The sequence below is a fragment of the Vibrio sp. 10N.222.49.A3 genome (assembly GCF_041475145.1).
GTDB classification, from domain to species: domain Bacteria; phylum Pseudomonadota; class Gammaproteobacteria; order Enterobacterales; family Vibrionaceae; genus Vibrio; species Vibrio tasmaniensis_A.
This window is the reverse complement of sequence record NZ_JBFRVM010000022.1, coordinates 49,544-74,597: the sequence shown is the minus strand read 5'-3', so window position 1 is coordinate 74,597 and position 25,054 is coordinate 49,544. Positions and strand designations below refer to the sequence as shown.

The 25,054-nt window shown below is 42.9% G+C and carries 21 protein-coding genes; 11 read left to right on the top strand and 10 right to left on the bottom strand.

Going from position 1 to position 25,054, the window contains the following annotated elements; genetic code table 11:
- Nucleotides 1-357: 357 nt before the first annotated feature.
- Complete coding sequence (gene mepA, locus AB4589_RS03995; protein WP_371710192.1) at nucleotides 358-1,197, top strand: penicillin-insensitive murein endopeptidase; 840 nt, start codon at nucleotides 358-360, stop codon at nucleotides 1,195-1,197.
- Nucleotides 1,198-1,475: 278 nt separating this feature from the next.
- The gene (locus tag AB4589_RS03990; RefSeq protein ID WP_372099433.1) at nucleotides 1,476-1,784 is read left to right on the top strand and encodes a hypothetical protein; all 309 of its coding nucleotides are present in this window, start codon (nucleotides 1,476-1,478) and stop codon (nucleotides 1,782-1,784) included.
- A 42-nt stretch (nucleotides 1,785-1,826) separates the two neighbouring features.
- On the opposite strand, the gene AB4589_RS03985 is transcribed toward AB4589_RS03990, so the two are convergent.
- The 3 genes from AB4589_RS03985 to rdgC all read right to left on the bottom strand — a co-directional run bounded on the left by AB4589_RS03985 (nucleotide 1,827) and on the right by rdgC (nucleotide 4,641).
- Nucleotides 1,827-2,081: a YfhL family 4Fe-4S dicluster ferredoxin gene (locus AB4589_RS03985; RefSeq protein WP_135383029.1), complete on the bottom strand. Its 255-nt coding sequence runs from the start codon at nucleotides 2,079-2,081 to the stop codon at nucleotides 1,827-1,829.
- A 20-nt stretch (nucleotides 2,082-2,101) separates the two neighbouring features.
- Nucleotides 2,102-3,520, bottom strand: coding sequence for a tRNA 5-hydroxyuridine modification protein YegQ (yegQ, locus tag AB4589_RS03980; protein ID WP_065678437.1), 1,419 nt, complete (start codon nucleotides 3,518-3,520; stop codon nucleotides 2,102-2,104).
- A gap of 206 nt (nucleotides 3,521-3,726) precedes the next feature.
- Nucleotides 3,727-4,641, bottom strand: coding sequence for a recombination-associated protein RdgC (gene rdgC, locus AB4589_RS03975; RefSeq protein ID WP_009848262.1), 915 nt, complete (start codon nucleotides 4,639-4,641; stop codon nucleotides 3,727-3,729).
- 193 nt (nucleotides 4,642-4,834) lie between these two features.
- Between rdgC and phoB the strand changes: the two genes are divergently transcribed.
- Genes phoB through AB4589_RS03960 form a run of 3 tightly spaced genes read left to right on the top strand, consistent with a single transcriptional unit; the run spans nucleotide 4,835 to nucleotide 7,830 of the window.
- On the top strand, nucleotides 4,835-5,524 hold the full coding sequence (gene phoB / locus AB4589_RS03970) for a phosphate regulon transcriptional regulator PhoB (RefSeq protein ID WP_004735064.1): 690 nt from the start codon (nucleotides 4,835-4,837) through the stop codon (nucleotides 5,522-5,524).
- A 33-nt stretch (nucleotides 5,525-5,557) separates the two neighbouring features.
- On the top strand, nucleotides 5,558-6,856 hold the full coding sequence (gene phoR, locus AB4589_RS03965) for a phosphate regulon sensor histidine kinase PhoR (protein ID WP_017106503.1): 1,299 nt from the start codon (nucleotides 5,558-5,560) through the stop codon (nucleotides 6,854-6,856).
- A complete protein-coding gene (locus tag AB4589_RS03960) occupies nucleotides 6,853-7,830 on the top strand; it encodes a PstS family phosphate ABC transporter substrate-binding protein (RefSeq protein WP_371710194.1) in 978 nt (325 codons plus the stop codon). Before phoR ends, AB4589_RS03960 begins: the two co-directional genes overlap by 4 nt.
- Nucleotides 7,831-7,908: 78 nt before the next feature.
- Here AB4589_RS03960 and ppx read toward each other — a convergent pair whose 3' ends face one another.
- Complete coding sequence (ppx, locus tag AB4589_RS03955) at nucleotides 7,909-9,420, bottom strand: exopolyphosphatase (protein WP_372099430.1); 1,512 nt, start codon at nucleotides 9,418-9,420, stop codon at nucleotides 7,909-7,911.
- Nucleotides 9,411-11,507: a polyphosphate kinase 1 gene (ppk1, locus tag AB4589_RS03950; protein ID WP_372099428.1), complete on the bottom strand. Its 2,097-nt coding sequence runs from the start codon at nucleotides 11,505-11,507 to the stop codon at nucleotides 9,411-9,413. Before ppk1 ends, ppx begins: the two co-directional genes overlap by 10 nt.
- Before the next feature lie 200 nt (nucleotides 11,508-11,707).
- Between ppk1 and AB4589_RS03945 the strand changes: the two genes are divergently transcribed.
- The 4 genes from AB4589_RS03945 (at nucleotide 11,708) to phoU (ending at nucleotide 17,337) form a co-directional block, all read left to right on the top strand.
- The gene (locus AB4589_RS03945; RefSeq protein WP_371710197.1) at nucleotides 11,708-13,924 is read left to right on the top strand and encodes an ABC transporter permease subunit; all 2,217 of its coding nucleotides are present in this window, start codon (nucleotides 11,708-11,710) and stop codon (nucleotides 13,922-13,924) included.
- 110 nt (nucleotides 13,925-14,034) lie between these two features.
- Nucleotides 14,035-15,744, top strand: coding sequence for a phosphate ABC transporter permease PstA (gene pstA / locus AB4589_RS03940; RefSeq protein WP_017098087.1), 1,710 nt, complete (start codon nucleotides 14,035-14,037; stop codon nucleotides 15,742-15,744).
- Nucleotides 15,745-16,563, top strand: coding sequence for a phosphate ABC transporter ATP-binding protein PstB (pstB, locus tag AB4589_RS03935; protein WP_004735071.1), 819 nt, complete (start codon nucleotides 15,745-15,747; stop codon nucleotides 16,561-16,563).
- Between the two features lie 75 nt (nucleotides 16,564-16,638).
- Nucleotides 16,639-17,337 carry a phosphate signaling complex protein PhoU gene (gene phoU, locus AB4589_RS03930; RefSeq protein WP_009848270.1) on the top strand — a complete coding sequence of 233 codons (699 nt, stop codon included), beginning with the start codon at nucleotides 16,639-16,641 and terminating at the stop codon, nucleotides 17,335-17,337.
- 9 nt (nucleotides 17,338-17,346) lie between these two features.
- On the opposite strand, the gene AB4589_RS03925 is transcribed toward phoU, so the two are convergent.
- The gene (locus AB4589_RS03925) at nucleotides 17,347-17,838 is read right to left on the bottom strand and encodes a hypothetical protein (RefSeq protein WP_029225503.1); all 492 of its coding nucleotides are present in this window, start codon (nucleotides 17,836-17,838) and stop codon (nucleotides 17,347-17,349) included.
- 383 nt (nucleotides 17,839-18,221) lie between these two features.
- Here AB4589_RS03925 and AB4589_RS03920 point away from each other — a divergent pair, with 383 nt between their 5' ends.
- Nucleotides 18,222-18,917, top strand: a complete 696-nt coding sequence (locus tag AB4589_RS03920) for a hypothetical protein (RefSeq protein ID WP_371710198.1) — start codon at nucleotides 18,222-18,224, stop codon at nucleotides 18,915-18,917.
- 27 nt (nucleotides 18,918-18,944) lie between these two features.
- On the opposite strand, the gene AB4589_RS03915 is transcribed toward AB4589_RS03920, so the two are convergent.
- The 3 genes from AB4589_RS03915 to AB4589_RS03905 all read right to left on the bottom strand — a co-directional run bounded on the left by AB4589_RS03915 (nucleotide 18,945) and on the right by AB4589_RS03905 (nucleotide 21,643).
- Nucleotides 18,945-19,874 carry a LysR family transcriptional regulator gene (locus tag AB4589_RS03915; protein WP_372099425.1) on the bottom strand — a complete coding sequence of 310 codons (930 nt, stop codon included), beginning with the start codon at nucleotides 19,872-19,874 and terminating at the stop codon, nucleotides 18,945-18,947.
- A gap of 99 nt (nucleotides 19,875-19,973) precedes the next feature.
- Entirely contained in the window at nucleotides 19,974-20,717 is a 744-nt protein-coding gene (locus AB4589_RS03910; protein ID WP_372099423.1) for a copper homeostasis protein CutC, read from the bottom strand.
- A gap of 317 nt (nucleotides 20,718-21,034) precedes the next feature.
- On the bottom strand, nucleotides 21,035-21,643 hold the full coding sequence (locus tag AB4589_RS03905) for a peroxiredoxin C (RefSeq protein WP_009848275.1): 609 nt from the start codon (nucleotides 21,641-21,643) through the stop codon (nucleotides 21,035-21,037).
- Between the two features lie 209 nt (nucleotides 21,644-21,852).
- On the opposite strand from AB4589_RS03905, the gene AB4589_RS03900 reads away from it, so the two are divergent.
- The gene (locus AB4589_RS03900) at nucleotides 21,853-22,758 is read left to right on the top strand and encodes a hydrogen peroxide-inducible genes activator (protein WP_009848276.1); all 906 of its coding nucleotides are present in this window, start codon (nucleotides 21,853-21,855) and stop codon (nucleotides 22,756-22,758) included.
- Between the two features lie 126 nt (nucleotides 22,759-22,884).
- Here AB4589_RS03900 and AB4589_RS03895 read toward each other — a convergent pair whose 3' ends face one another.
- Complete coding sequence (locus AB4589_RS03895) at nucleotides 22,885-24,825, bottom strand: methyl-accepting chemotaxis protein (RefSeq protein ID WP_372099421.1); 1,941 nt, start codon at nucleotides 24,823-24,825, stop codon at nucleotides 22,885-22,887.
- Between the last annotated feature and the right edge of the window lie 229 nt (nucleotides 24,826-25,054).

The window sequence follows — 25,054 nt, the reverse complement described above, 5'->3', positions numbered from 1 at the left end:
CACTCCGCCACTTATTAGACAAAGCCCTAACAGAAATGTTAGGGCTTTTTCGTATCTAGTGTTTTGGTCTGCGACCAACGAGTCCCGGTGCCTGCAACCCCAGCCGTTCCGCCATTTATTAGAAAGCCTAGTCTTATGACTAGGCTTTCGTCGTTTCAGGGCTGTGAGTTTTTGTCTTCGACTACGATAATATCGCCACAGATTGAGAAGACTCGCTAGGGATAGTGAAGCTTTTTCACTTAAATATCTAAAGTCAGTAGATAACTCTCAAGCTATCCCAAAAATATCACTCTCGACATACACCAATTCCCTAATGACGACTAGTATAAAAACAGTGATCGTTTATTTGGAATTGTTATGAGGTTATTTTGTACATTGGCTCTTATCTTTTGTTCGTTTGTTGTATCAGCAACCTCGTGGGAAAAAGAGAAAAGCCCAACAAGAAATTCAACCTCATCCATAGGTAGTTACGCTAATGGTTGTCTTGACGGGGCGCAAGCTTTGCCAATTAATGGGCAAGGTTATCAGGTGATCCGCCCTCAGAGAGAGCGCTATTATGGCCATGCCGAGGCTATTCAGTTTATTGAAAGGTTAGGTGTCATTACAAGCGAACAACTCAACACTAACTTATTAGTTGGCGATATTTCGCTACCTAGAGGGGGACGTTTCTCATCTGGTCATTCAAGCCACCAGACTGGCTTGGATATTGATATATGGTTAAGGCTCACTGATGAGAGACTTTCCGAAAATGAACTCGCTGTTCCTAAGCCAATAAGCGTTGTCGACCTTACTAATTACAAACTGCGTAAATCAAATTGGACCGATGACCATTTTCAAGTTATTCGCTATGCAGCCAAAGATCAAAAAGTGGTACGTATCTTCGTCCATCCTGTTATTAAACAAACTCTTTGTGACCAAGAAAGCTCCGATGCCAATGAGAGAGCTTGGTTAGGAAAAATCAGGCCTTGGTGGGGGCATCATTCCCACTTCCACGTTCGTTTAAAGTGTCCTGATGACAGCTCAAACTGTATAGCTCAAGCAAGCCCTCCTAAAGGTGATGGCTGTGGAGATGAACTTGCCAGTTGGGCTCCGCAGACCATTCCAGTTCCTCCACCTAAAAAAGTAGCTAAAAGTAAGAAAAAAAAGAAAGTTAAAGTGATGCCGAGTCAGTGTTTGGCCTTGATATCCAATAAGTAATCGCATCTATCGAGGTTAATTACAGTGGTAACCCCACTGGTTTTCTCGACTCTAAAACTGGAGAAATATCACACTTTTGTCTAGAGTTTATAAACACGAGATTAAGAACATCGTTTGATATCAATAAAACCAATAACGATATCAGCAAGGGCGACGATGACGAATTTGACAAGGTTTGGTCAGGGATTGAGTGTTTTTTGGGGTGAAAGATGCGGCTTATACGCAGTATGCGAAATCAGAGTCTGATGCCCGTCGATAGATAATTCAAGGATAAGACTATGACTATGATTTGTGCAAAGGAATTTTCCGAATGGTTTAGACATAGGTTCAATGCTGAAAGCTCGGGTATTTCTATTTCAAGAGCTGATATCAATCAGCTAACTGGCAGACAACGTTTAGACCCTAGCTTCGTAAATGATGTTCACTATGAATTAATGCAGTATGGAATGGCATTTGTGACTGATACCAGTAGAGAAAACTTCTATCTTGTTCCGATAGCTCAATCAATAAACTGGCGTGAACGACTCGAATATCAATTTGAGAAAGAGATGTTCTGCAACATATATCCCATTGAAAAATCGGGTTAAAAAAAAGGTTCAACTTGATGATTAAGTTGAACCTTTTATCTTTTAGGTCAAGCCTTGAATAATGACAAACTTATCTAATAATTCGTCGTCAGTTTCAATATGGTTTGGGTCAGTGATTATGCATTTTGTAATGGGACACACTGACTGACATGTTGGCTTCTCATAGTGACCTTTACACTCAGTACATAAATCAGGATCGATTTCGAAGATACTGTCACCCATAGTGATTGCGCCATTTGGGCATTCTGGGTCACACATATCGCAGTTTATGCACTTGTCAGTTATTAGTAGAGCCATTTATCTTTCCAAAGTAACCGTTATTTACCTGAAGCGTTACGTGTATCTTGTCCTGCGCTCAAGTTACGCATTAACAAACCAAATTCTAGATCAAGATCAGCAGGTACAGGAATAAATACGAAGTGACCGTTACCTTTTGCGTCGTCTACCGCTTCAGATTTACGGTTTTCCATAACTTCTAGTTTGAAAACAATGTTACCTTTCGGTGTCATCATTTCTAGGCTGTCACCAACTAGGAATTTGTTTTTCACTTCTACTTCAGCTAGGTCGCCACGGCGTTTACCTGTGAATTCACCAACAAACTGTTGAGTATCAGAGATAGAATAACCGTATTCGTAGTTTTGGTATGAATCGTGAGTGTGACGACGTAGGAAGCCTTCAGTGTAGCCTCGGTGAGCTAGGCTCTCTAGCGTACCCATTAGACTCTCATCAAATGGCTTACCTGCAACAGCATCGTCGATAGCTTTACGATAAACCTGTGCTGTACGTGCACAGTAGTAGAAAGACTTAGTACGACCTTCGATTTTCAGAGAGTGAACGCCCATCTTAGTTAAACGCTCAACGTGTTGGATTGCGCGAAGATCTTTTGAGTTCATGATGTAAGTACCATGCTCATCTTCAAACGCTGCCATTTTCTCTTCTGGCTTGTGTGACTCAGAAAGCAACACGACTTCGTCTGTTGGCTTGCCAAGGCCTAGAGTGTTGTCTGGGCGTTCGTCTTGAACTTCAATACCTTGAGTTTCTACTTCTTGAATAGCAACACCTGTTGGGTTTGCTTCAACGATCTGACCATTTTCGTCTTCTTTCGCAGCTTCGGTCTTGTATTCCCAACGACAAGCGTTAGTACAAGTACCTTGGTTTGGATCGCGTTTGTTCATGTAGCCAGAAAGTAGGCAACGACCAGAGTAAGCCATGCATAGAGCACCGTGAACAAAGATTTCTAGCTCTGTTTCTGGGCAGTGCTCGCGAATCTCTTCGATTTCTTCAAGAGATAGCTCACGAGATAGGATCACACGCTCAACGCCTTGAGTTGACCAGAACTTAACGGTCGCCCAGTTTACTGCATTTGCTTGAACTGAAAGGTGTATTGGCATTTCAGGGAATGCTTCACGTACCATCATGATAAGACCTGGGTCTGACATGATAAGTGCGTCTGGGCCCATCTCAACAACTGGCTTAAGGTCGCGAATAAATGTTTTTAATTTAGAGTTGTGTGGCTGAATGTTACATACAACATATAACTTTTTGCCTTGAGCATGAGCTTCATCGATACCGATTTGTAGGTTTTCGTGATTGAACTCGTTGTTACGAACACGAAGGCTGTAACGTGGCTGGCCTGCGTATACTGCATCTGCGCCATAGGCGAATGCGTAACGCATGTTTTTAAGGCTTCCTGCCGGTGATAATAGTTCAGGTACAAATGGTTTCTGTGTCGTCATTGCTTCGTTCTCTAATCTGATCTCAAGTCAGGTTGATACCACCAAGTGATATCAAAGGGGCGCAAATTTTACGCTAAAATGAGTTTGGTTGATAGCCCTAAAGATAACAATGGTATTAAGAAGCGAGTTGATAGGTATTGATAAGCGAGAGTAGGAAAGAAAATAAGCTCAGATATCGTCGACACCTGAGCTTCAACTCTGAACAATTAAGCGTTAGGTTGAGTTAACCCGCCTAATGATTCAAATAGGTTTGGTAGGAAAACACTGAACTCACCACAAAGTAGAGAGAAGTCTGCATCAAAACGTGCAGCTTGATCTTCACGAGGAATATCGTCGTTCTCATCTTTTAGTTCATCACTGAATTTTAGACGCTTGATGCTGCCATCTTCAGCAAGAATGAACTCAATGCGATCTTGCCAGTTGATCAGAAGCTTAGTCACAACTTTGTTGGCTTCAATGTGGTTCTTAATCTCATCAGCTTCTAGTTCTTGTTTCTTAACTCGAACAATACCGCCGTCTTCTTGGATTGATTTAAGCTCAGCTTCATCAAGCATAGTGATACCTTTAGGCGTATCACCTGACTTAACCCACTCAGTTAACGTTGTTTCAATTGCTTGCTCTGGAATAGCTGGCACTACTGGCAAGCTACCCATTGTTTTACGTAGTAATGCTAGTACGTCTTCTGCTTTTTTGTAGCTGCTAGCATCAACAACAATAAAGCCTTCTTTAGGCATGATCAGTGCGTAAGTGAAGTTACTGCGGCTGAAAGCGCGAGGAAGAAGATCGATGATGATGTCTTCTTTTAGGCTGTCTTTCTCTTTCTTTTTCAGAGGAGTACCAGACTCCGCTTCAAGCGTTTCTACTTTTGCATTCAATGAATCTTTGATCACAGAAGCTGGAAGCATTTTCTCTTCTTTCTTCGCACAGATGAGAATGCGGTTTTCTGATACGTGCGTCATCATATCGCCGTGTCTACCCATCGCATTTACCCAACCAAACTTCTGTTTGTCTTGGCTACCACAAGGGGTAAAACGGAACTCTTCAAGTTGTTTCTCTAGCTGATCTGCGTTGAAGTCTATATCACGATTAAAGCGATAGACGAGGCAATTCTTAAACCACATAAATATTTCTCATACCTTTATCTGAAGACGCTCATCATAGGAGATTTCGATCCATTTGTCTTATACCTGCAATAAAAATTAAAAGTGAAATGTTTGAGACAGTTATATGAAAATTTGTTTTCAAAGGTCACAAAAGTGTCATAATTAAACCAGATAATGCAATGCGTTGATTAAATACTAAGGCTATTCAATTATGTCGAGAAGGATTCTGGTCGTTGAAGATGAAGCACCTATTCGTGAGATGCTGTGTTTTGTACTTGAACAAAAAGGCTACCAAGCAGTAGAGGCTGAAGATTACGATACAGCGGTAAACAAGCTATGTGAACCTTTCCCAGATCTAGTATTACTAGATTGGATGCTACCTGGTGGTAGCGGGATAAACTTTATCAAGCACATGAAGCGTGAAGAGTTAACTCGCAACATCCCAGTGGTGATGCTGACGGCTCGTGGCGAAGAAGAAGATAAGGTGCGTGGTTTAGAAGTGGGCGCTGATGATTACATCACCAAGCCATTTTCACCAAAAGAGCTCGTTGCTCGCCTGAAAGCGGTTATCCGCCGTGTAACGCCTACTGCACTAGAAGATGTGATTGATGTACAAGGTCTTAAGCTAGACCCTGTATCTCACCGCGTGACAGCAAGCGAAGGCCCAGTTGATATGGGGCCAACCGAGTTCAAAATGCTGCATTTCTTTATGACTCACCAAGAGCGAGTATACAGCCGAGAGCAACTGCTCAATAACGTTTGGGGTACCAACGTTTACGTTGAAGATCGTACGGTTGATGTTCATATTCGACGTTTACGCAAAGCACTTGAATCTGCTGGTCATGACAAATTAATTCAAACGGTTCGCGGCGCAGGCTACCGTTTTTCTACAAAGGCTTAATGTGGCTTCACTGCCCAGTTTATGGAGTCCTGAATGGTTGAGAAGTTAACCTGGAAGAAGCTAGCTTGGGAGCTGGCTTTTTTTTACGCACCTTGGATTATAGTCGGATGGATATTCGGTTATTTACCTTGGTTATTGCTGGCTGCAACAGTATTACAGTTAGCATGGCATCTACACTATCAAATGCGTTTGTCTGCTTGGTTGTGGGATGAAAAGCGGTTAACACCCCCTTCAGGTTCTGGAAACTGGGAGTCTCTGTTTAATGGTATCTATCGTATGCAGCAGAGACAGCGTCGTAAGCGCAAAGAATTGACCAACCTTATCCGCCGTTTCAGAAACGGTGCTGAATCCCTTCCCGATGCCGTTGTGGTGTTTCGCGGTGAAGGCAATATTGTTTGGTGCAACAAGCTTGCTCAGTATTTACTAGGTTTTCGCTGGCCAGACGATTCAGGCCAACCCATCTCTAACTTGATCCGCACGCCGGACTTCATCAAGTACCTTAATAAACAAGATTTCTCAGAGCCGTTAGAGATGCCTTCGCCACTTAATGTGGAGCGCATGCTTGAGCTGCGTATCGTACCGTATACCGAGGGCGAACACCTCATGGTAGTACGTGATGTTACTCAGCTAAAACAGCTAGAAGGCATGCGTCGTAACTTTTTCGCTAACGTTTCTCACGAGCTACGCACTCCAATGACCGTACTTCAGGGCTATCTTGAAATGACGGAAGATCCAGACATGGTCGTTGGACCTATGTGGCCTAAGGCTCATGGTGTTATGACTGAGCAGTTAAATCGTATGAACAGTTTGGTCAATCAGCTTCTTACTCTTTCTAAGATAGAAGCGGCGCCAATGCATGAATTGGATGAAGTGGTTAACGTTCCGGCGATGTTGGAAGTTCTTGAAAAAGAAGCCGCTAGTCTCAGTGGAGAGCGAGAGCACAAGCTGGAATTTGATATTGATAAGAGCTTACGCGTATTAGCTGATGAAGATCAGTTAAGAAGTGCGATATCGAATCTAGTTTACAATGCAGTGAAATACACGCCGCCTGGTGCAACCGTAAAGGTTCGTTGGTATCAAACCAGTCAAGGCGCGTGTTTGGATGTGTCAGACACTGGAGACGGTATCGAACCACAACACTTGCATCGACTTACCGAGCGTTTCTATCGTGTTGATAAAGCACGCTCACGTGATACTGGGGGCAGTGGCCTAGGATTAGCGATTGTGAAACATGCGTTGAGTCACCATGATTCACATTTAGAAATTCAAAGTGAAGTGGGTGTTGGTAGCCGATTCCATTTCACGCTTCCTAGCCGATTGACAGTGTCATGAGTTCTTTAATACGCAGGATGCGTTTCCCCATCAGTTCATTATTAGCATTAGCTTTGGTTACCCCTGTTCATGCCGAACAAGGTGTCGATTCTCTTCCTGATTATTCTAAGGTTCCGGGTATTTCTGGCAGCTTGTTGTCTGTCGGTTCCGATACCTTAGCGGGAATGACTACGTTATGGGTTGAAGAGTTTAAGTCTTACTACCCGAACGTGAATGCTCAAGTTCAGGCTTCTGGTTCATCCACTGCACCTCCTGCATTAACGGAAGGTACTGCTCACCTTGGGCCGATGAGTCGTCCAATGCGCCTACGAGAAGTGGAAGCGTTCGAAAGGGAGCATGGCTATAAGCCGACGGCGCTTCGAGTTGCTATCGATGCGATTGGTCTTTTTGTGCATCGTGATAATCCTATCGAAGGGCTTAATTTTCGCGAAATTGACAGCATATTTTCAGAGACATTGCGCTGTGGCGCGACTAAGCCGCTAAACAATTGGCAAGATTTAGGTATCAACCAGCCGTGGGCAAAACATAGATTCCAACTGTTCGGTCGTAATTCCGTTTCGGGAACCTACGGCTACTTTAAACAAAACGCATTATGTAGTGGCGACTTCAAGAACCGAGTCAATGAACAGCCAGGATCTGCGTCGGTTGTACAGTCGGTCGCTTCATCAATCAGCGGGATAGGGTACTCAGGTATTGGTTATCGAGTGGCTGGTGTTAAGTTAATTCCTATTGCTGAGCATGGTTCTGATTACGTAGAGCCTACTCGAGCGAATATTTTAAGCGGAGATTACCCTCTATCGCGCTTTCTCTATGTATATGTGAATAAACACCCAGATAAACCGCTTTCTCCTGTAGAGAGAGAGTTCCTCACTTTTGTATTCTCGAAGCAAGGGCAAGAACTGGTAGAGAAAGATGGCTATTTAGCGATACCGCCTGAGTTCGCAGAGCAAGAGTTGGCAAAAGTCGGGCTCTGATTGAGGCTAACACAAACTTAGAAAACAAACGTATGAACAGCTTGCTAAGTCGCAGGCTGTTTTTATTTTGACTGGTCGTTATTCTATCTTTAACGACCATCCAGCATTTTGCCAACGTTGTTGTTCTTCTTTGAGTTCATATTCAAGCAGTTGGTTTTGGGCCAACCAATCGCTGTTAGATCCTTTCAATCCCCAGTTATCCTCTTGTTCAATCGTTAGAGTCGTGTCTGGGACTAGTGCTTGATTTCTCTGACGATTGAGTAAGATAGCGAGTCTTAATATGCGAATTAGTAGCGTTATTTGTTGTGGAGAAAATAGAGACAGTTCCGGCAAGTCTTGCCGCTTAATCGCTTTTCTTTGGTGGCGAACCAATGTCGAGATAAGACGTTGTTGCTCAGTATTGAAACCGGGCATTGTCGTGTGCTTAAGCAGATAAGACGAATGGCGGTGATAGCCTTGGAATGCGATGCTTTGTCCTACCTCATGAAGTAGTGCAGCCCAACCAACTAGATCATACAGTTCATTAGTGACCATAGTCGTTACTTGAGGCTGCACTTGTTTCAGTAATGCAAGGGCGAGTTCTTTGACTTTCTGGCCATGAGCTACGTCAACATGGTATCGAGAGACGAGCGTTTCGGCGGTTCTTGTTCGAACATCAATATCTTTAAATCTATCCTCCATGTCATAAAGAACGCCTTCTCTCAGGGCGCCATCAGAAAAATGTAACTCCTTTGTTCCTAGCGTATCCATAGCTGCTGAAAGAATGATGACGCCAGCAGCAAACACCGGCTTTCTCTCATCACTTAAATCTGAAAGGTCTAAGGTTTTGGATGATGAAAACTCACATAAGTGATTTTTCAAATAGGACAGACGTTGTGGCGTAATGAGACCATCGGTAAACCCTAAGCCAATGAGTACCTCTTTTATTGATTTAGCCGTCCCTGATGAGCCAAAGGCGATTTCCCAAGGGGCCTTTGTGTATTCTTCAATCAATGGTATCAATAGGCGAGTAGCTGCGGTATAGGCATCTGAGAAGTGTTGTGAGGTTAGCTCTCCGTCAGCAAAGAAACGTTGAGTGAAGCTGACGCATCCCATAGGTAAACTGCGCATAATTAGGGGAGTAAAGCCTTGCCCAGAGACGAGCTCCGTACTCCCTCCACCGATATCAATAACCAATTTAGATTCAGAAGCGGTTTGAGTGTGTTCTACACCGTTATAGATTATTCGAGCTTCTTCTTGACCGGAAATGATCTCTATTGGAAAAGGAAACAGTGGTTTGGCTTGCTCTAAGAAGTCTTGAGCGTTTTTGGCTTTTCTTAGGGTATGAGTCGCAACAACTCTGACATCATCAAGTTCAAAATCAGCTAGTCGCTCTGCGAACACCTTGAGGCATTCTAGGCCCCGCTCGATAGCGCTTTCGGATAGGAAGTTACGTTCATCCAATCCATCACCTAATCTCACTTTCTGTTTGTGTCTGCTGACTAATTGCAGGTGTTGTTCGAATACTCGGGCAACCACCATATGAAAGCTGTTCGAACCCAAGTCGATAGCGGCAATACATCGAGAATGTTTGTTATCAATTAGCGGCATGATTTCTTCTCTTGTTTGTACTTCTTGCGAGCAAGTTTCTCCATACGTTTAATATAGTGGTAAGTGGAGAGTTGTGACGTCGGGTAATCGAGTGGGTTTGTTGGAGCTTGTATGTAAGGGTTGCTCATCGATTGCTCTAGCACTCGGGCTTTGTTGCTGTCATCGAAATGAAACTCGGTGATATCGATAATGGTTTGCTTGATCTTTGGATCTAAAATTGGGGCTGCAACTTCGATCCTATGATCGAAGTTTCGTGTCATCCAGTCGGCAGAGGAGATATAGACTTTTGGATTACCAGCGTTACCAAAGATCATCACTCTTGGGTGTTCGAGAAAACGATCGACCACACTGACAATCTCAATATGGTCACTGATGTTGGGTATGCCAGGGACAAGAGAGCACATTCCACGAATGACCATTCTCACTTTTACATTGGCTTGGCTGGCCTGATAGAGCTTCTCAATGATCTCTCGGTCGACCAAATTGTTGAGTTTTAGAGTGATGCTTGCAGGCTTATTCTCCATCGCGTTTTGTATTTCATTATCTATCAATTGATACAGACGTTTTCTTGTATTCTTTGGTGACACAATCAGTTGTTTGAACTGTGATTTTTGATAAGGGTTTTCAATATACTTAAAGACTTGTCTCACCTCTTGGGTCAAATCTTCATTCGCAGTGAGCAGAGAGAAATCGGTATACACGCGCGCTGTTACTTCATGAAAGTTACCGGTGCCAATATGAGCGTAATGCGCCGTATGCTTTCCTTCTTTCCGTTTAATGAGCAGCAGCTTAGAGTGAATTTTCAAACTTGGGATACCATGGATGACTTTGATACCGGCTTCTTGAAGTTTCTTTGTCCACTGAATATTGGCTTGTTCATCAAAGCGAGCTTGAAGCTCAACGACGACAGTTACTTTCTTACCATTGTGCGCCGCATCGATGATCGAGCTAAGGAGCTTTGAACCTTCTGCAACACGGTAAACGTTTATTTTTATGGAAGTTACCTTCGGGTCAAAGGAAGCCTGCCTCACGAGTTCAGTAATGTGATTAAAGGTGTGATAAGGGTAATGCAACAAGATGTCACGAGCTTTGATCGCTTCGAAATAGTTTGGGTAATGACTGAAATGCGCGCACTTAATCGCGGGTAGTGGACGATTAACTAAATCACGTCGATTAAGGCGTGGGAACTCAGAGAAGTGTTTGAAGTTATGGTAGCGACCACCCGCAATGACACTGTCATAGTCAGATAGTTTAAGTCTGACTTGTAAGAAATTGAGCATTTCAGCGGGCATTTCTGACTCATAGATAAGGCGTATCGGTAGTGCCGTCAAACGCTGTTCTAAACCCAACGACATAGATTCTAGTAGAGTATTTTCATTGCTCTCTTGAAGGTCATAATCGGCATCACGAGTCATTTTTATAGCAAAGCAACGCACGGAGTCATACTCAAAGAATCCTTTAAGCAAGTCATCTAAACAAAATCGAACTATATTATCTAATAAGATCAAAGTCGTACGCTGTGAACCCGAAGTGTCTGGTAACTTAACAAATCGAGGGAGAGCTTCAGATGGGATTTCGAGTAAGACATATTGAGAAGATGTCTCTTGCTCAATGTCGATCGCCAAGTAGCTTTGTTCATCTTTGATAATATTGAGTAACTGGCTATCTTCGTTCAAGAGAAACGGAGTTAAATGTGGAAGCACTTTTTTCTTAAAATACTTTTTGATCCACTCACTTTGCTCTTCGCTGATTTGCTGTTCGTTGATCAGAAAAATACGATTGCGCGCCAGTTCCAATAGTAATTCACTATACAATTCATGGAATTGAGCATCGAGCTTACTTGCTTGGCTCTGCATTTGAGTTAGCAGGGTTTTCTGCGAGTTGGCAGGTAATTGAGGATCTTGAAGTAAGATCTTTCGTTTCACATCAGCAAATCGGACTTTGTAAAACTCATCGAGGTTTTTCGAGTAAATACCTAAAAAACGAACTCTTTCGATTAAGGGAACTGACTTGTCGGCCGCTTCTTGGAGTACTCTTTCGTTGAAGGATAACCAGCTAAGTTCTTTTGTGGCATAGTCTTTTTCCATCGAGATGATAATCCTTGAGTGCTGGCTATAGAGCTAATTACTTTAATTTAGAATGACAAAATTCACAAAATCTATGATCTTACTTTAAGAAATATGGTCAACAAACTTGTTATTAGTTTCAGTTGTTTAACGTAACTTGTAATATAATTGTCATCTAACGTACATATTATGTCAGTAGCTAAAAAAAGGTAGATAAACAGATGGCTTCAGCCCAATTTTCATTGAAAGAGCGCGACAAAAAAAGATGGTTGAAAGATCGTCTCGTCCGTTTTTCGGTGACATGTGGCGCGGTCAGTGTTCTAGCTGCTCTGGTGCTGATCTTTGTTTACTTGGCGATGGTCATTTTACCGGTATTTTCTGATACTGGTTTAGAGACAGACCAAGCCGTGAAGACCGTAGCCATAGAAAAGCCTATCGCCTTATCCGTGGATGAATACGGTCAGCATGCGTTTACTATCGAAAAATCCGGTTTGGTTCAGTTTTGGGATTTAGAGTCTCAAAATACACATTCTTACTTTGAGCGTAATGTTTTAGCTAACCCCATCGCTTTTTCTCGAAATACCCCATCTGAAAACTGGTTTGCCTTTGCTGATAGCGCAAGCAACCTTACTTTTTTCTACCCTGAGTATAGTGCGCCTGTGCTGCAAAAGGGCAGTGAAGCCGATCCTAAAATTGAGCAAATCGATCTCCCTGAACCATTTTTAAATGATGAATCGTCAAATGGGACGACAATCGAAAAATTCGCGTTCTCTAAGAATGGGCGTGGTATCACGGTTGCCGCTCAGCTAAGTGACCAACGAGTCTTAGTAAAGTGGTACCAAAATGACGTTACGGGTCAGTATGTTTTTCAGAAGAGCCAGTGGCTATCGGATAAGTTGGGCTTGCAGCAACAGTTGTTAGTCACACCTGATGGCCAAACCTTATATCTCCGAGCTCAATCGGATTTAGTGGTTTTGAAGCTATCAGATAGCGGCTTCAATGTTCGTGAAGTGGTTGATCTTAGCTTGAATGATGCGAAGCATTCGGTGAAAAGTATCGATTTACTGTCTGGAGCTTATTCACTGTTGGCTACGCATGAGGACGGACAGGTTTCTCAGTGGTTCGATGTACTCAAAGATGAAAAGCGTAGCCTGACCCATATTCGCGACTTCCAACTCGCCGAAGAGGTTCAGTTTATTCTGCCAGATACTTATAGAAAGGGTTTTTATAGTTTCTATCAGAATGGCACATTACAAAGCCACTATACGACCAGTGAAAAGCTGTCGCTGTTTGAGCGCGCATTTGATAAGTCACCACAATTAGCGGCTATGTCTGCTAACGAACTGCATTTGGCGACGCTGATTGATGGCACCATCAGCGTGGCTAAAGTTGATAACGAATATCCGCAAATATCATTCTCATCGCTTTGGCAAAAAGTCTGGTACGAAAGCTATCCTGAGCCACAATACGTTTGGCAATCAACGTCGGCGAACGATGACTTTGAAGAAAAATTCAGTTTAGTCCCTATCACATTCGGTACTATCAAAGCCGCTTTGTTTGCGATGATGTTTGCCGTGCCGGTTGCTGTGCTCGGAGCCATTTACACCGCATACTTCATGTCTCCACGAATGCGAAGAGTCGTGAAGCCGTCGATAGAACTGATGGAAGCTCTTCCGACCGTTATCATCGGATTCTTGGCTGGGCTTTGGTTTGCTCCCATTGTTGAAACGCATTTAACGGCCGTCTTCTCGTTAATGGTGCTATTACCACTGAGCACGCTACTGACTGGGCTTGTTTGGTTCTGTTTGCCAAAAATGGTGACGAGCCGTTTTACTAATGGTTGGCATGCTCTGATATTGATCCCGGTATTGGTGATTACTGTGATGGCAGTCTTTGCTGGTGAAAATGGTATGGAAGCCTTGTTGTTTGGTGGTGATATTCGTACTTTCTTAGCTAACTATGGCATCGACTTTGACCAACGTAATGCGTTGGTGGTTGGCTTCGCTATGGGCTTCGCTGTGATCCCGACAATTTTCACGATTGCAGAAGACGCTATTTTCTCTGTGCCAAAACATTTATCCGATGGCTCACTGGCTTTGGGAGCGACGGCGTGGCAGACCCTTATTTATGTGGTGTTATTGACGGCTAGCCCTGGTATCTTTTCTGCAATCATGATGGGGCTAGGACGAGCGGTTGGCGAGACTATGATTGTCTTGATGGCGACAGGTAACACCCCAATTCTTGACTGGAATATTTTGGAAGGGATGAGGACATTATCGGCAACGATTGCTGTTGAATTACCAGAATCTGAGGTGGGCGGTTCTCATTTCCGCTTGTTGTTCTTAGCGGCACTCTTACTGTTTATTTTTACATTCGCGGTGAACTCTGTCGCAGAGTGGGTTAGACAAAGACTGAGAGATAAATATCGTGCGCTTTAGTTTTAAAGCTCTACCTCAATGTGTCTCAATGGCTGTTAGCTGTTTGACTAGTGTATCTCACGAACTTGGCTCTTCCTTGGGTTCAGCACGTCAGAGCAAGGTCGTTCATAATGAATAAACTGAAGTCATTATTGTCTTGGATTAAATCAGGCTCTCCGTGGATATGGCTAACGGGTGGGGCGGTGAGCATCAGTATGCTTTCGGTTCTTGGCCTAATGCTGTTGATTGGCTGGAAGGGCTTGACTTATTTTTGGCCTGCTCCTTTGTACCAATGGCAAGTGGATTCTAAAGATGCATCGTTAGTTGTCGGCCTCGACGAAACGGTAGTAAAGCAAGATGTATTGATTGGCCAGTTATATGAACGAAAATACATCCCGATAGAGCAAGTCCCACAAGTACACGACCTCTTGTCGACTCAAAACCTGTCGACTGGGCTAATTCAGCGCTTAAGTATCAAAGTTGCCAACAGGGAGATTTATCCAGCGGACTTTGTTTCCATTTTGGATGTGAACTTACGTGAACCAACCACCCCACCTGACTGGGCTGTGATTGAGCGAAGTCGAGGTGGTTATTTCTTTGGTAAACCAGTGGGTTTTATAACCGCTTCTGGCACCTTTGATTCGAACATAGACCAAAAGCTCGAGCAAGGCTTGGCGTTCGCTGATACGTTACGTAAAGAAACGTCGCGTGTAGTGAACCAAGAAATCCGCAATATCAGCTGGCAATTGGAAAATTTGCGCTTAGAAAAACGTAAGCTTGAACTCAATGAGTCAGTGAGCGATGAATACCTTAAAACCTATACTCAAACTAAACTGGAATTAAATCGCCAGTTGGCTGAAGCCGAAGTAAAGCTTGAGCATCTTAGAACACAGCTCAATGTCGAAAGCTTGTTGGTAGAAGATATGACAGGAGAGCAGGTTGAAATTTCGCTCAGTCATATTTTGGATTATTGGTACCCGAATAATATGTCTTATCTTGAAAAGGTTGGACATTGGGGAAAACAAGTTTGGAAGTTCTTGTCGGAGAACCCACGAGACTCAAACTCTGAAGGCGGTGTGTTTCCTGCGATTTTTGGCACGGTACTGTTGGTTATTCTTATGTCGATTGTAGTGATGCCTCTTGGTGTGGTTGCTGCGATATATCTTCATGAATATGCAAAAAACAACGCATTAACACGTTTGATTCGTATTGCCGTAATTAACTTAGCTGGTGTACCGTCGATTGTGTATGGTGTATTCGGCTTAGGATTCTTTGTGTATACCATAGGTGGCTCAATCGATTCTTTGTTTTACGCAGAACGATTACCCGCTCCGACATTTGGTACGCCGGGCCTATTATGGTCCGCACTGACCTTAGCGGTATTAACATTACCCGTTGTTATTGTAACAACGGAAGAGGGCTTAACGCGCATCCCTAGCTCCGTGAGGCACGGTTCATTAGCGCTTGGTGCTACTCAATTCGAGACGCTTTGGCGCATTGTTTTACCGATGGCAAGCCCTGCGATTATCACGGGTTTGATTTTGGCAATCGCGAGAGCTGCGGGGGAGGTTGCCCCATTAATGCTGGTGGGTGTGGTGAAACTCGCATCAAGCTTGCCTGTGGATGGTCAGTTCCCATACCTGCATTTAGACAGAAAGTTCATGCATTTAGGTTTTCATATCTATGATGTTGGGTTTCAAACCTCTAATATCGAAGCGGCACGACCTTTAGTGTATGCGACTTCATTTTTACTGGTTACTGTGATTGTTGGATTGAATTTAACGGCCATCAATATCCGTAATAACTTGCGTGAAAAATACCGAACCTTAGGACAAGATTAGATGTTCTCGATTAATGAAACCTTGGGTTACCAAGCACCACTTGATGTTCACAATTTGAAGGATGAGCAAATTGCTATCTCGATTGAAGGGCTGAATCTTTATTATAAAGAGAGCCAAGCACTTGATGATATTTCAATGCAAATCCCAAAGGGACAGGTGACCGCGTTTATTGGCCCATCAGGGTGTGGTAAGTCGACTCTACTGCGCTGCATTAATCGCATGAACGATCTTGTTGAAGGTTGTAAGGTTTCCGGAAAAGTGAAGCTTCATGGCAAGAACGTCTATCACCCTAAGGTGGATGTCGCGACCTTACGACGCCGAGTCGGCATGGTGTTTCAACGTCCGAACCCTTTTCCTAAATCTATCTATGAGAATGTGGTTTATGGATTGAGGCTGCAAGGCGTGAGCAACAGCCGAGATCTTGATGATGCAGTTGAGCGCTCTCTGCGCGCCGCGGCGTTGTGGGATGAAGTCAAAGATCGTTTGCATGAGAACGCCTTTGGGTTATCGGGTGGTCAACAGCAGCGTTTAGTCATCGCTCGTGCGGTTGCCATCGAACCTGAAGTGCTGTTATTGGATGAGCCAACATCGGCACTCGATCCGATTTCGACATTGACGATTGAAGAGTTGATCAACGAACTTAAAACCCAATACACCGTTGTTATTGTTACTCATAACATGCAGCAGGCAGCTCGCGTGAGTGACCACACCGCTTTTATCCATATGGGTAAGTTGATCGAGTACTCAGATACTGATTCTATATTTACTTCGCCATTGAAAAATCAAACGGAAGACTACATTACAGGTAGGTACGGCTAACGTTTAAGTTCGCGCCATCTAGAGCTAAGTCACTCTAAAATAAACGGCTTTATTCATTTCTTTTAAGGAGCTGACATGCATTTTGGTCGCCACATCTCAGGACAGTTTAATGTCGAATTAGAATCTATCCGTACACACGTATTAACTATGGGTGGGTTGGTAGAGCAGCAGTTGTCATTTGCGATGCAAGCGCTTCATAAAGATGATGTTGAATTGGCCAAAAAAGTGATTCGTGATGACCATAAAGTGAATGCGATGGAAGTTTCAATCGATGAAGCATGTACTCGTATTATCGCGAAGCGTCAGCCGACTGCCAAAGATCTGCGTTTGATTATGGCGATCATCAAAACCATTACTGATCTAGAACGTATTGGCGATGTGGCTTCTAAAATCGCACAGGGTGCGATTGAGATCCCTTCAACGAAAGAGCAAAAGTTTCACGTCTCGTTAGAGCCATTGTGTCGTCAGGCTATTACTATGCTGCATCAAGTATTAGATGCGTTTGCTCGTATGGATGTAGACGCGGCGGCAGAAGTACATAAACTTGATGATAAGCTGGATGCGGAATATGAAGCTGTGATTCGTCAGTTGATGACGTACATGATGGAGGATCCTAAGAACATCCCCAATATCCTGCAAGTGATGTGGTCAGCTCGTGCGATTGAGCGAGTGGGAGATCGTTGCCAAAATATCTGTGAATACATTATTTACTTTGTGAAGGGTAAAGATGTACGCCACCTTGGTGATCAAAGCCTAGATGACGCACTGAAGTAGGTATTAACTTTAGAATCGAATAATTGCACCAAGGTTAAGGTTGATTGTTGTGTCGTAAGGCACGAAGGTCTTATTGTGATCAAAAATATTCATATCAACACCAGCTCGTAGCCCAAGCACTGGTGTTGCTTGGTAAACATAGGCTCCACCAAGACTTAATCCATGTGCTGTCTTCTCTTCAATTTCGCCGTTACGCGTTTTTGCCCCGTCATAACTCGCTACGCCAATCTCCGCCTGAAAGCCGTGGTTCTGGTTTCTTCCAAACATATTTTGAATACCAACGCGGTACGCATCGACATTTTCATCGTATCGGTCGCTGTCATACCAAAGGTGAGAATAGCTCAGATAAACCGCACCTAGATTCGCCACATCAGTAATACCTGCTTGCATTCCAAAGCCATGATAAGAACCAATCTTTAGTTCAGGAGATAAGTGAAGACCATTTGAAAGTGCAGAGGTTGAGAATAAAGCTGAAGCTAAAAGAAGTGTTTTAAATTTCATGGTACCACCGAAGTAATTTTGCGCCCTCCTTAGCATTAGGTCGATCCATGCGTGAATCCAGTGAAATCACTGGCTAACGGTGATCATTATATGGGCTTTGAAAGAGCAGGCTAATTCGCATTGGTTATCTCTGTGATAATGCCTGCTTATCAGCAGGGGTGATCATTACACGTGATCTTTGGGGCTTACGTAGCCTTACAAAACGAGCTTGATAGAAGTGTCTAAACATAAGCTGATGCTCTGTAATGTATTTGTTTAAGGCACATGAGAAAAATAACGATAGTATCGATATAGCTCATTGATGCTCGCTATATTCTTACTTATCTTTAATTTATTCTTCTACTGAATTTTTCCCTTACATTTATTTTTAGGTAGATATCAGTATGAAGAAGTTTCTTTTCGTTGTGACTCCTCTTTTCGTGTTAACTGCGTGCGGCAGCGTTGCCATCATGGACAAATCAGATGCGGTTAATCAGCAGCCAGAACTCATGGTTAAAACTGATGGTGATTTTTGGGGGTTAGGACAAGAAGGGACGTTTGATATTGCAGGTATGTACCAAGGTAAATATAGCCGAGATTCATCAGGTTCAACATGGTTTGAGACTGTTTCATTCAAAGAGGGTGAGCTGGCTGCTGAAATCACTAGAGTCGATAATGGCCAAGTGTGGAACTTAGTCTGTTCTGGCGGTGGCACTTCAGTTAACTACATGGGTGTTGATTTTGGTGGCAATAAACCTTACCGCTGTTCTGTATCTCAAAGCAATGAGAATATAGGAGAGTTCGTTTTAGAGCCTCAATCTGGGATGATCAGTGTTAGCTTAGAAAAGAAAGAAGCTGGCTACATCCGAGTTGGGGCGAATAAATATGACGTAGAAACTGTCCATTCAAGTAAAGACCTTTTAATGTCGGTAGAAAAACCACTAGGGTATAGCTTTAAACACGCTTTTAAAGAAATAGCGGCTGCACAGACAAATGGAATGATAACGCTACAGATGTTACCTGAACTTAATGACGCTGAAAAAGACACATTAGTTATCGGTACTATTGCTAGCGCACTGAGTTGGCGTCCGGAAGAGTAAAATACAATATATAACTTTTAATCGAACTTACTTTTGTACTTGTTCTGATAAAACTTGCTCTATGAGTTTTGAAAGCCAATTTGTTAAAGGTGAGTTTCGATTTTTAATGTGTATATAACTATAGACCGGAGTTTTCAGCGTTTTTCCGTCGACTGAGACATCTATCCCGCGTAATGTCGGATAGTTTTCTACTGGGAAAAGGTTGGAATGGGGCATGTACATATCAGTATGTTGAATGACATCGATTATAGCCATGACCAATTCGCTGCGAAAACCGATACGATGCTCGATGGAAAGGTCGGTTAGAATCTGAGACGCTAAGTTAAAATTGTCATTCCAACCTGGTGTTACTAAAGATGCGATTTCGTACCCTGCCATGTCATTTGGAGTCACGGTGTCTTGCTTTAAAGGGTGATCTTTCCTAACAAATATACGTCCTGTTAATTCAATGAGCTGCCTTGTATAGACTTCTTTACTTGTCTTTTCCCCTAAATAGCTTACTCCCATCAAAACCTCATCTTTTTGTATATCTGAGACAGACGAGTTTGACCATGGAACAAGCTTTAGTTTAGCGTTTGGTGCTTGCGCTTTTATATCTTTAAAAAGTGAGCCAGACAGACAAGAAAGCACCACTGGAGATAGGGCTATTTTCAACGTGTAATCGATCTCTTTCGGATCAAAAGTGTTTGATGTATTAACCGCGATAGATAGACCGTCCATGAACGGCTTGATTTGATTAGTGAGCTGCTCTGAAAATGCCGTAGGTTGTAAGCCTCCATGAACCTTTACGAAAAGGTCATCGTTGAAGTGGTGTCTTAGCTTTTGTAGGGCTTGGCTAACCGCTGGCTGAGAAACGAATAAACGTTCCGCAGCCTTTCTGGTGTTTTTTTCTTGATAAACAATAAGAAATGTTCGTAACAGGTTTAAATCAAGAGAGCTGAATAAGTCTTTAGCCATATCTGTCCATGAAAATTTTCTGTGCTATTAACTCTAATATACGCCAGTCCGCTAGATTCGTCAGCGTGGTTCTCTGGATTTGTGTTAGTGACGATTACCCTAAGCGGTGAGGGCAGCTCTCACATTGGATATCTTATTCGCATCAGTTACTGGTATCTGATAATCATCAACATCATTACTGCCCATTTGAGCGCTTGAATTGCTTTCCATTAGGCTGGGTCTTGTTGATTTTCCTGAAAGGTGAAGTGCAGGTACTTGGGTGGAGCTTTGAATCATTTTGGCATTCGTTGCGTTGACGCCTGCACCAGCCATTATATCGATTCTGCCATCGGCTTGTTTGACCATATCTGCGAGCACATTGATGCCTTGCTCTGCATTAATAGCAAGCCCTGACGTCAGGATTCTTTCACATCCAAGCTCAATAATCTGCTCTAACGGTACTTTATAATCCTGAAGTTGGTCGATTGCACGGTGGAAGGTGATTGCTAGTTTGAGTTGGTGAGCCTTGCTTGAGAGAATTTGCATTGCAGACATATCAATCTCACCATCAGGTGTTAGTACACCCAGAACGACGCCATTCAACCCTGCTCTCGCACAAGCTTCAATATCTTCCAGCATACAGAGTATATCGTCATAATCGAATATGAAGTCACCTTGTCTCGGTCGTATCATGGCATAAACTGGTACGGACGAAATTTTTGCCGCTTGCTTCATCATTCCGAAGCTTGGAGTTAACCCGCCAAGTGCTAATGAAGAGCAAAGCTCAATTCGATTCGCGCCACCAGATAGTGCGTTATATAGAGATTCTAAGTTATCGATACAGACTTCAATTTCGGTGTTCATCGTATTTATCCGTTCAAAAAGATACGGACGAAATCATAACAACCTAGATACGGATATGAATAGGTGGTAGCAGAGGAAAATAGGGGTAAAGTTTGTTCTTGTAACTGCCTCTATTAAATGTTGCAGAGACGGTTTAGGTAGAGAATTGTCGTCGGAGAGAGATGAAAAAAGCCCGAAGCGTTAACTTCGGGCTTTTAATAGGACTTTACTTCTTAACTGATTGGCGGTGCGCTTTGCGCTATTAGCTTATGCTTTATTTCTCTTTATAGAGAGTCTTCCAACCATTAACCCGCGTTGAGTTCGGGCTTAAGAGGTAATTACTTGCTTAGGTCGTCAGCGTGCTCAGATAGGAATGCAGCAACACCTTGTGGAGATGCGTCCATACCTGATTTACCTTCTTCCCATTGTGCAGGACATACTTCACCGTTCTTCTCGTGGAAGTTTAGTGCGTCTACCATGCGTAGCATTTCGTCGATGTTACGACCTAGTGGAAGATCGTTAACTACTTGGTGACGTACAAGGCCGTCTGCGTCGATTAGGAAAGAACCACGGAAAGCAACGCCTGCTTCTGGGTGCTCAACATCGTATGCTTTGCAGATTTCGTGCTTAACGTCAGCAATTAGAGGGTATTTAACTTGACCGATACCGCCATCAGCGATAGCAGTGTTACGCCATGCGTTGTGAGAGAATTGAGAATCGATAGAAACACCGATTACTTCAACGCCTTTAGCTTGGAAATCTTCTAGACGGTTGTCGAAAGCGATTAGCTCTGAAGGACAAACGAAAGTGAAGTCTAGTGGGTAGAAGAAAACTACCGCTTTCTTACCTTTAGTGAATTCTGCGAAGTTGAAGTTATCAACGATCTCACCGTTACCTAGAACAGCTGCTGCAGTAAAGTCAGGGGCTTGACGACCTACTAGTACCATTTGGAATCTCCTAAAAAATTAGTTGGCCCAACACATCTTTGTTTGGGCTCCGTTTCTACGGGACAAACTATAGTACAATCGGTACTATAGAAAAAAGCGAATTAAATAGATTAAGTTAATCGAAAAAAGCGATAAGCTTATTCTTTGTCCGTTCCTTAGGTCAAATGACCTTCACTTAAGTTATCCTACTCATATTACAAAGTAATTTTATGAATAAATGGCCAAGTCTTAAGCAACTTCACTATCTTGTTACTCTTCACGAAACTCGCCACTTTAGCGACGCTGCGGATCGCTGCTTCGTGAGTCAATCGACACTAAGTAAAGGCATTCAAAACCTGGAAGAACTCATTGGTTGTCCTCTCTATGAGAAGAAAGATAAAAAGAGCCCATTGGTTTTCACTCAAGCGGGTGAGCTGGTGGTTAAGCATGGTCGAGAGTTATTGGCGAAAGGGCAAGACTTGGTTGAGCTCGGAAATCTATGTAATGGAGACGCGATGCAAGGGCAGTTGCGAGTAGGGTGTATTCCAACTATTGCTCCATTCCTATTGTGCGATTTGGTACAAGAAGCGAACCAACGTTTTCCACAGTTGAACTTGTTGTTACGGGAAGACACGACCACTAACCTATTGGCTGCGTTGCGTCATGGTGAGTTGGATGTACTGATTCTGGCTTTGCCTGTCGATATCGACAACATGGAGAGCAAAGTTGTTGGGCAAGACCCTTTTAGAATGGTAATCAGCCGCAATCAAGCCGATGGTATTCGTGTTCCGATTAAATATGATGACCTGCCAGACGAATCTGTATTCTTGTTGGAGAACGAGCACTGCTTAACCGAGCACGCGGTATCAGCTTGTAAGCTAACCGACAAAGAGAAGATAAACCCGTTCACCGCCACAAGCCTACATACGTTGGTACAAATGGTGGCAAATGGTTTAGGAACCACCTTTATTCCACAAATGGCGATCGATCATGGTTTGTTGCAAAATCAGAATTTAGTGGTGATTGACCCTCCCGGTCAACAAGCTTATCGCGATATAGGCCTTGTATGGCGACCAAGCTCGTCACGTCTTGAAACCTTTCATCAGTTAGCTGATGTAGTCTCAGAATTGCTTTAAAAAACTAGAAAGTAAAATTCAAAAGAAAAAGAGCAGCTATTTGGCTGCTCTTTTTGTTTGTTTATTTGAGAAGAAAAACAAACAAATAGTGGCGTTAGAAGCTTATTTATCTATTTTACTATAACGTTAGATTTTGAAAAAACTCAGCAAGTCTTTTTGCTTAACAGCTAATGAAGAGAGTTCTTCACTTGCCTGTTTGCTCTGCTCAATTCCTGAAACATTTTGATGAACAATATCAAAGGTCAGAGAAACATTTTGTGAAATATCTTGTGTTACGCCAGATTGCTCTTCAGACGCTGTGGCTACTTGTGTGTTCATATCAGATATTAGTTGTACTGAGTCAGTGATAGAAGCGAATGCAGCACGAAGCTGTTCGCTATACTGTCTAGATTCTTCTGCTAACGAAAGATTGGATTGCATAAATTGGTTCGCATCTTTCGCTTGAGCCTGAAGGCGAGATATTATTTCTTGAATATCGACCGTTGATTGTTGTGTTTTAGCGGCAAGAGAACGAACTTCATCTGCTACCACCGCAAAGCCTCGGCCTTGCTCTCCCGCTCGAGCGGCTTCAATGGCTGCATTTAACGCAAGTAAGTTAGTTTGCTCAGAAATTGAATTGATCACTTCAATAACACTACCGATCTCTACCGAGTACTCTTGCAATTGATTAACGATGTTTGATGTTTCTTCGATCGAGTCTTCAACTTTTCGAGATATATCATCTGATGCATCGAGGGAAACTCCTCCCTCTTTGACATTGGAAGTTGCACCAGTTGCCGCGTTCTCAGCACTAGCAGCATTATGGCTGACTTCATTCGCCGTACTAGAAAGCTCATTGATGGCTGTCGCGATTTGTTCCATTTGACTCAGTTCTTGTTGAGCATTTCCTTCTGTTTGGCTCATTACCGCGGTTAGCTCAACGGAGGCTGCTGAAACATTGTCTGAAATCTGGTGGAAACCATCGATGATTCGACGTAGTTCTTGGCGCATTTCTAAAATGTTTGCGTATATACCGGTTTCTTTACCCGTAATTGGAATCTGCTTTGAAAGATCACCAGCGGCGACTTCGGCAACAATTGCTTGGATGTCACTTGGCTCTCCTCCAACGACTTTCCATACACTGCGGTAAATCGAAACGGCAATGCTAAGAGAAGCGGCGACAACGAGAATTGAAAGAACGCCAAGCACAAATTGCGCGTTAGAGAATCGCTCGACCATATTAGGCCCGACAGAGTCTTGCTCTGACTTTGTTGATAGCTTTATCTCTTCAATTGTTTTTGCTGCATTAACACCAGCAAGATCAAGAGTCCCTGAAATGATGCCATTTCGCGTGTTTATAGTGTCAACGATCTTTGAAAATGTGTTGCGGTAAATTTTGAAGGCACTAGTGAAATCGTTTAAGTAGTTGATTTGTTCCATCGACATGAGTTGAGATTCGATTGTTTCTGCAAGTAGTGCGGCAGAGGCAAACTCTTTTTCAGCACGCTGAGCATCTTCTGTTTTATTGCTCGTCAGAAATTTAGAAGCGTACAATCTTGATAGCAATACATGCTGCTGAAGCTGTCCTGAACTGACAGCAACTTCTAAATCTTCTTCAGCTGAAGCTTGGGTCATTAGGTTGGTCACTGCCTCACGCATATTGACCCCTGATGGGTCTAAGGCCTCTTGAACTAGGTTGTTTCGAGTATTGACAAGTTGAACAACCTTGTTAAAGCCTTGGCTATATTGATCAAGCTGCTTCTTTATCGTTAGGAATTCATTTTTGTGTAGATCGTCAAGATGAGAGTCTAATATTTCATCTATCAATTGATTTGATGCGGTGATACGTCTATTCAGTTCAGAAGCATGTGACGGAATAGGGTTCTTAATATATTTAAGTGCAGATAAACGAGCTTCCAGAATATTGGCTTGGATTCGACCTGTTGAGGCACTTGTTATTGCAAGAGAGCGGTAGGTGTTAAACCCATCACTCGATTGATAAAAGCGTAATGAAGCAACGACTGAAATAACCAAAATTAGCGCGAGAATCACGCCAAAACCTAAGGTCAGCAATTTCTTTAAACTCATAAATATCATTCCTAGTAAGGCAGCTTGTTTTTATTCTTAACAAATTCTTACATGATTCTAACGATAAATATATCAATAAATAGTATGTATCCACTATATTTTTATGTCTAAGAGTGATGGATAAATAGGTTGTTGATATTATTGGGTTTTGTAACTTGCCTCTCGGCTTTTCATAAAAATAGATGAGATTTTAGACGTGTCAGAATTTAGATATGTTAAGAGCCTCAGG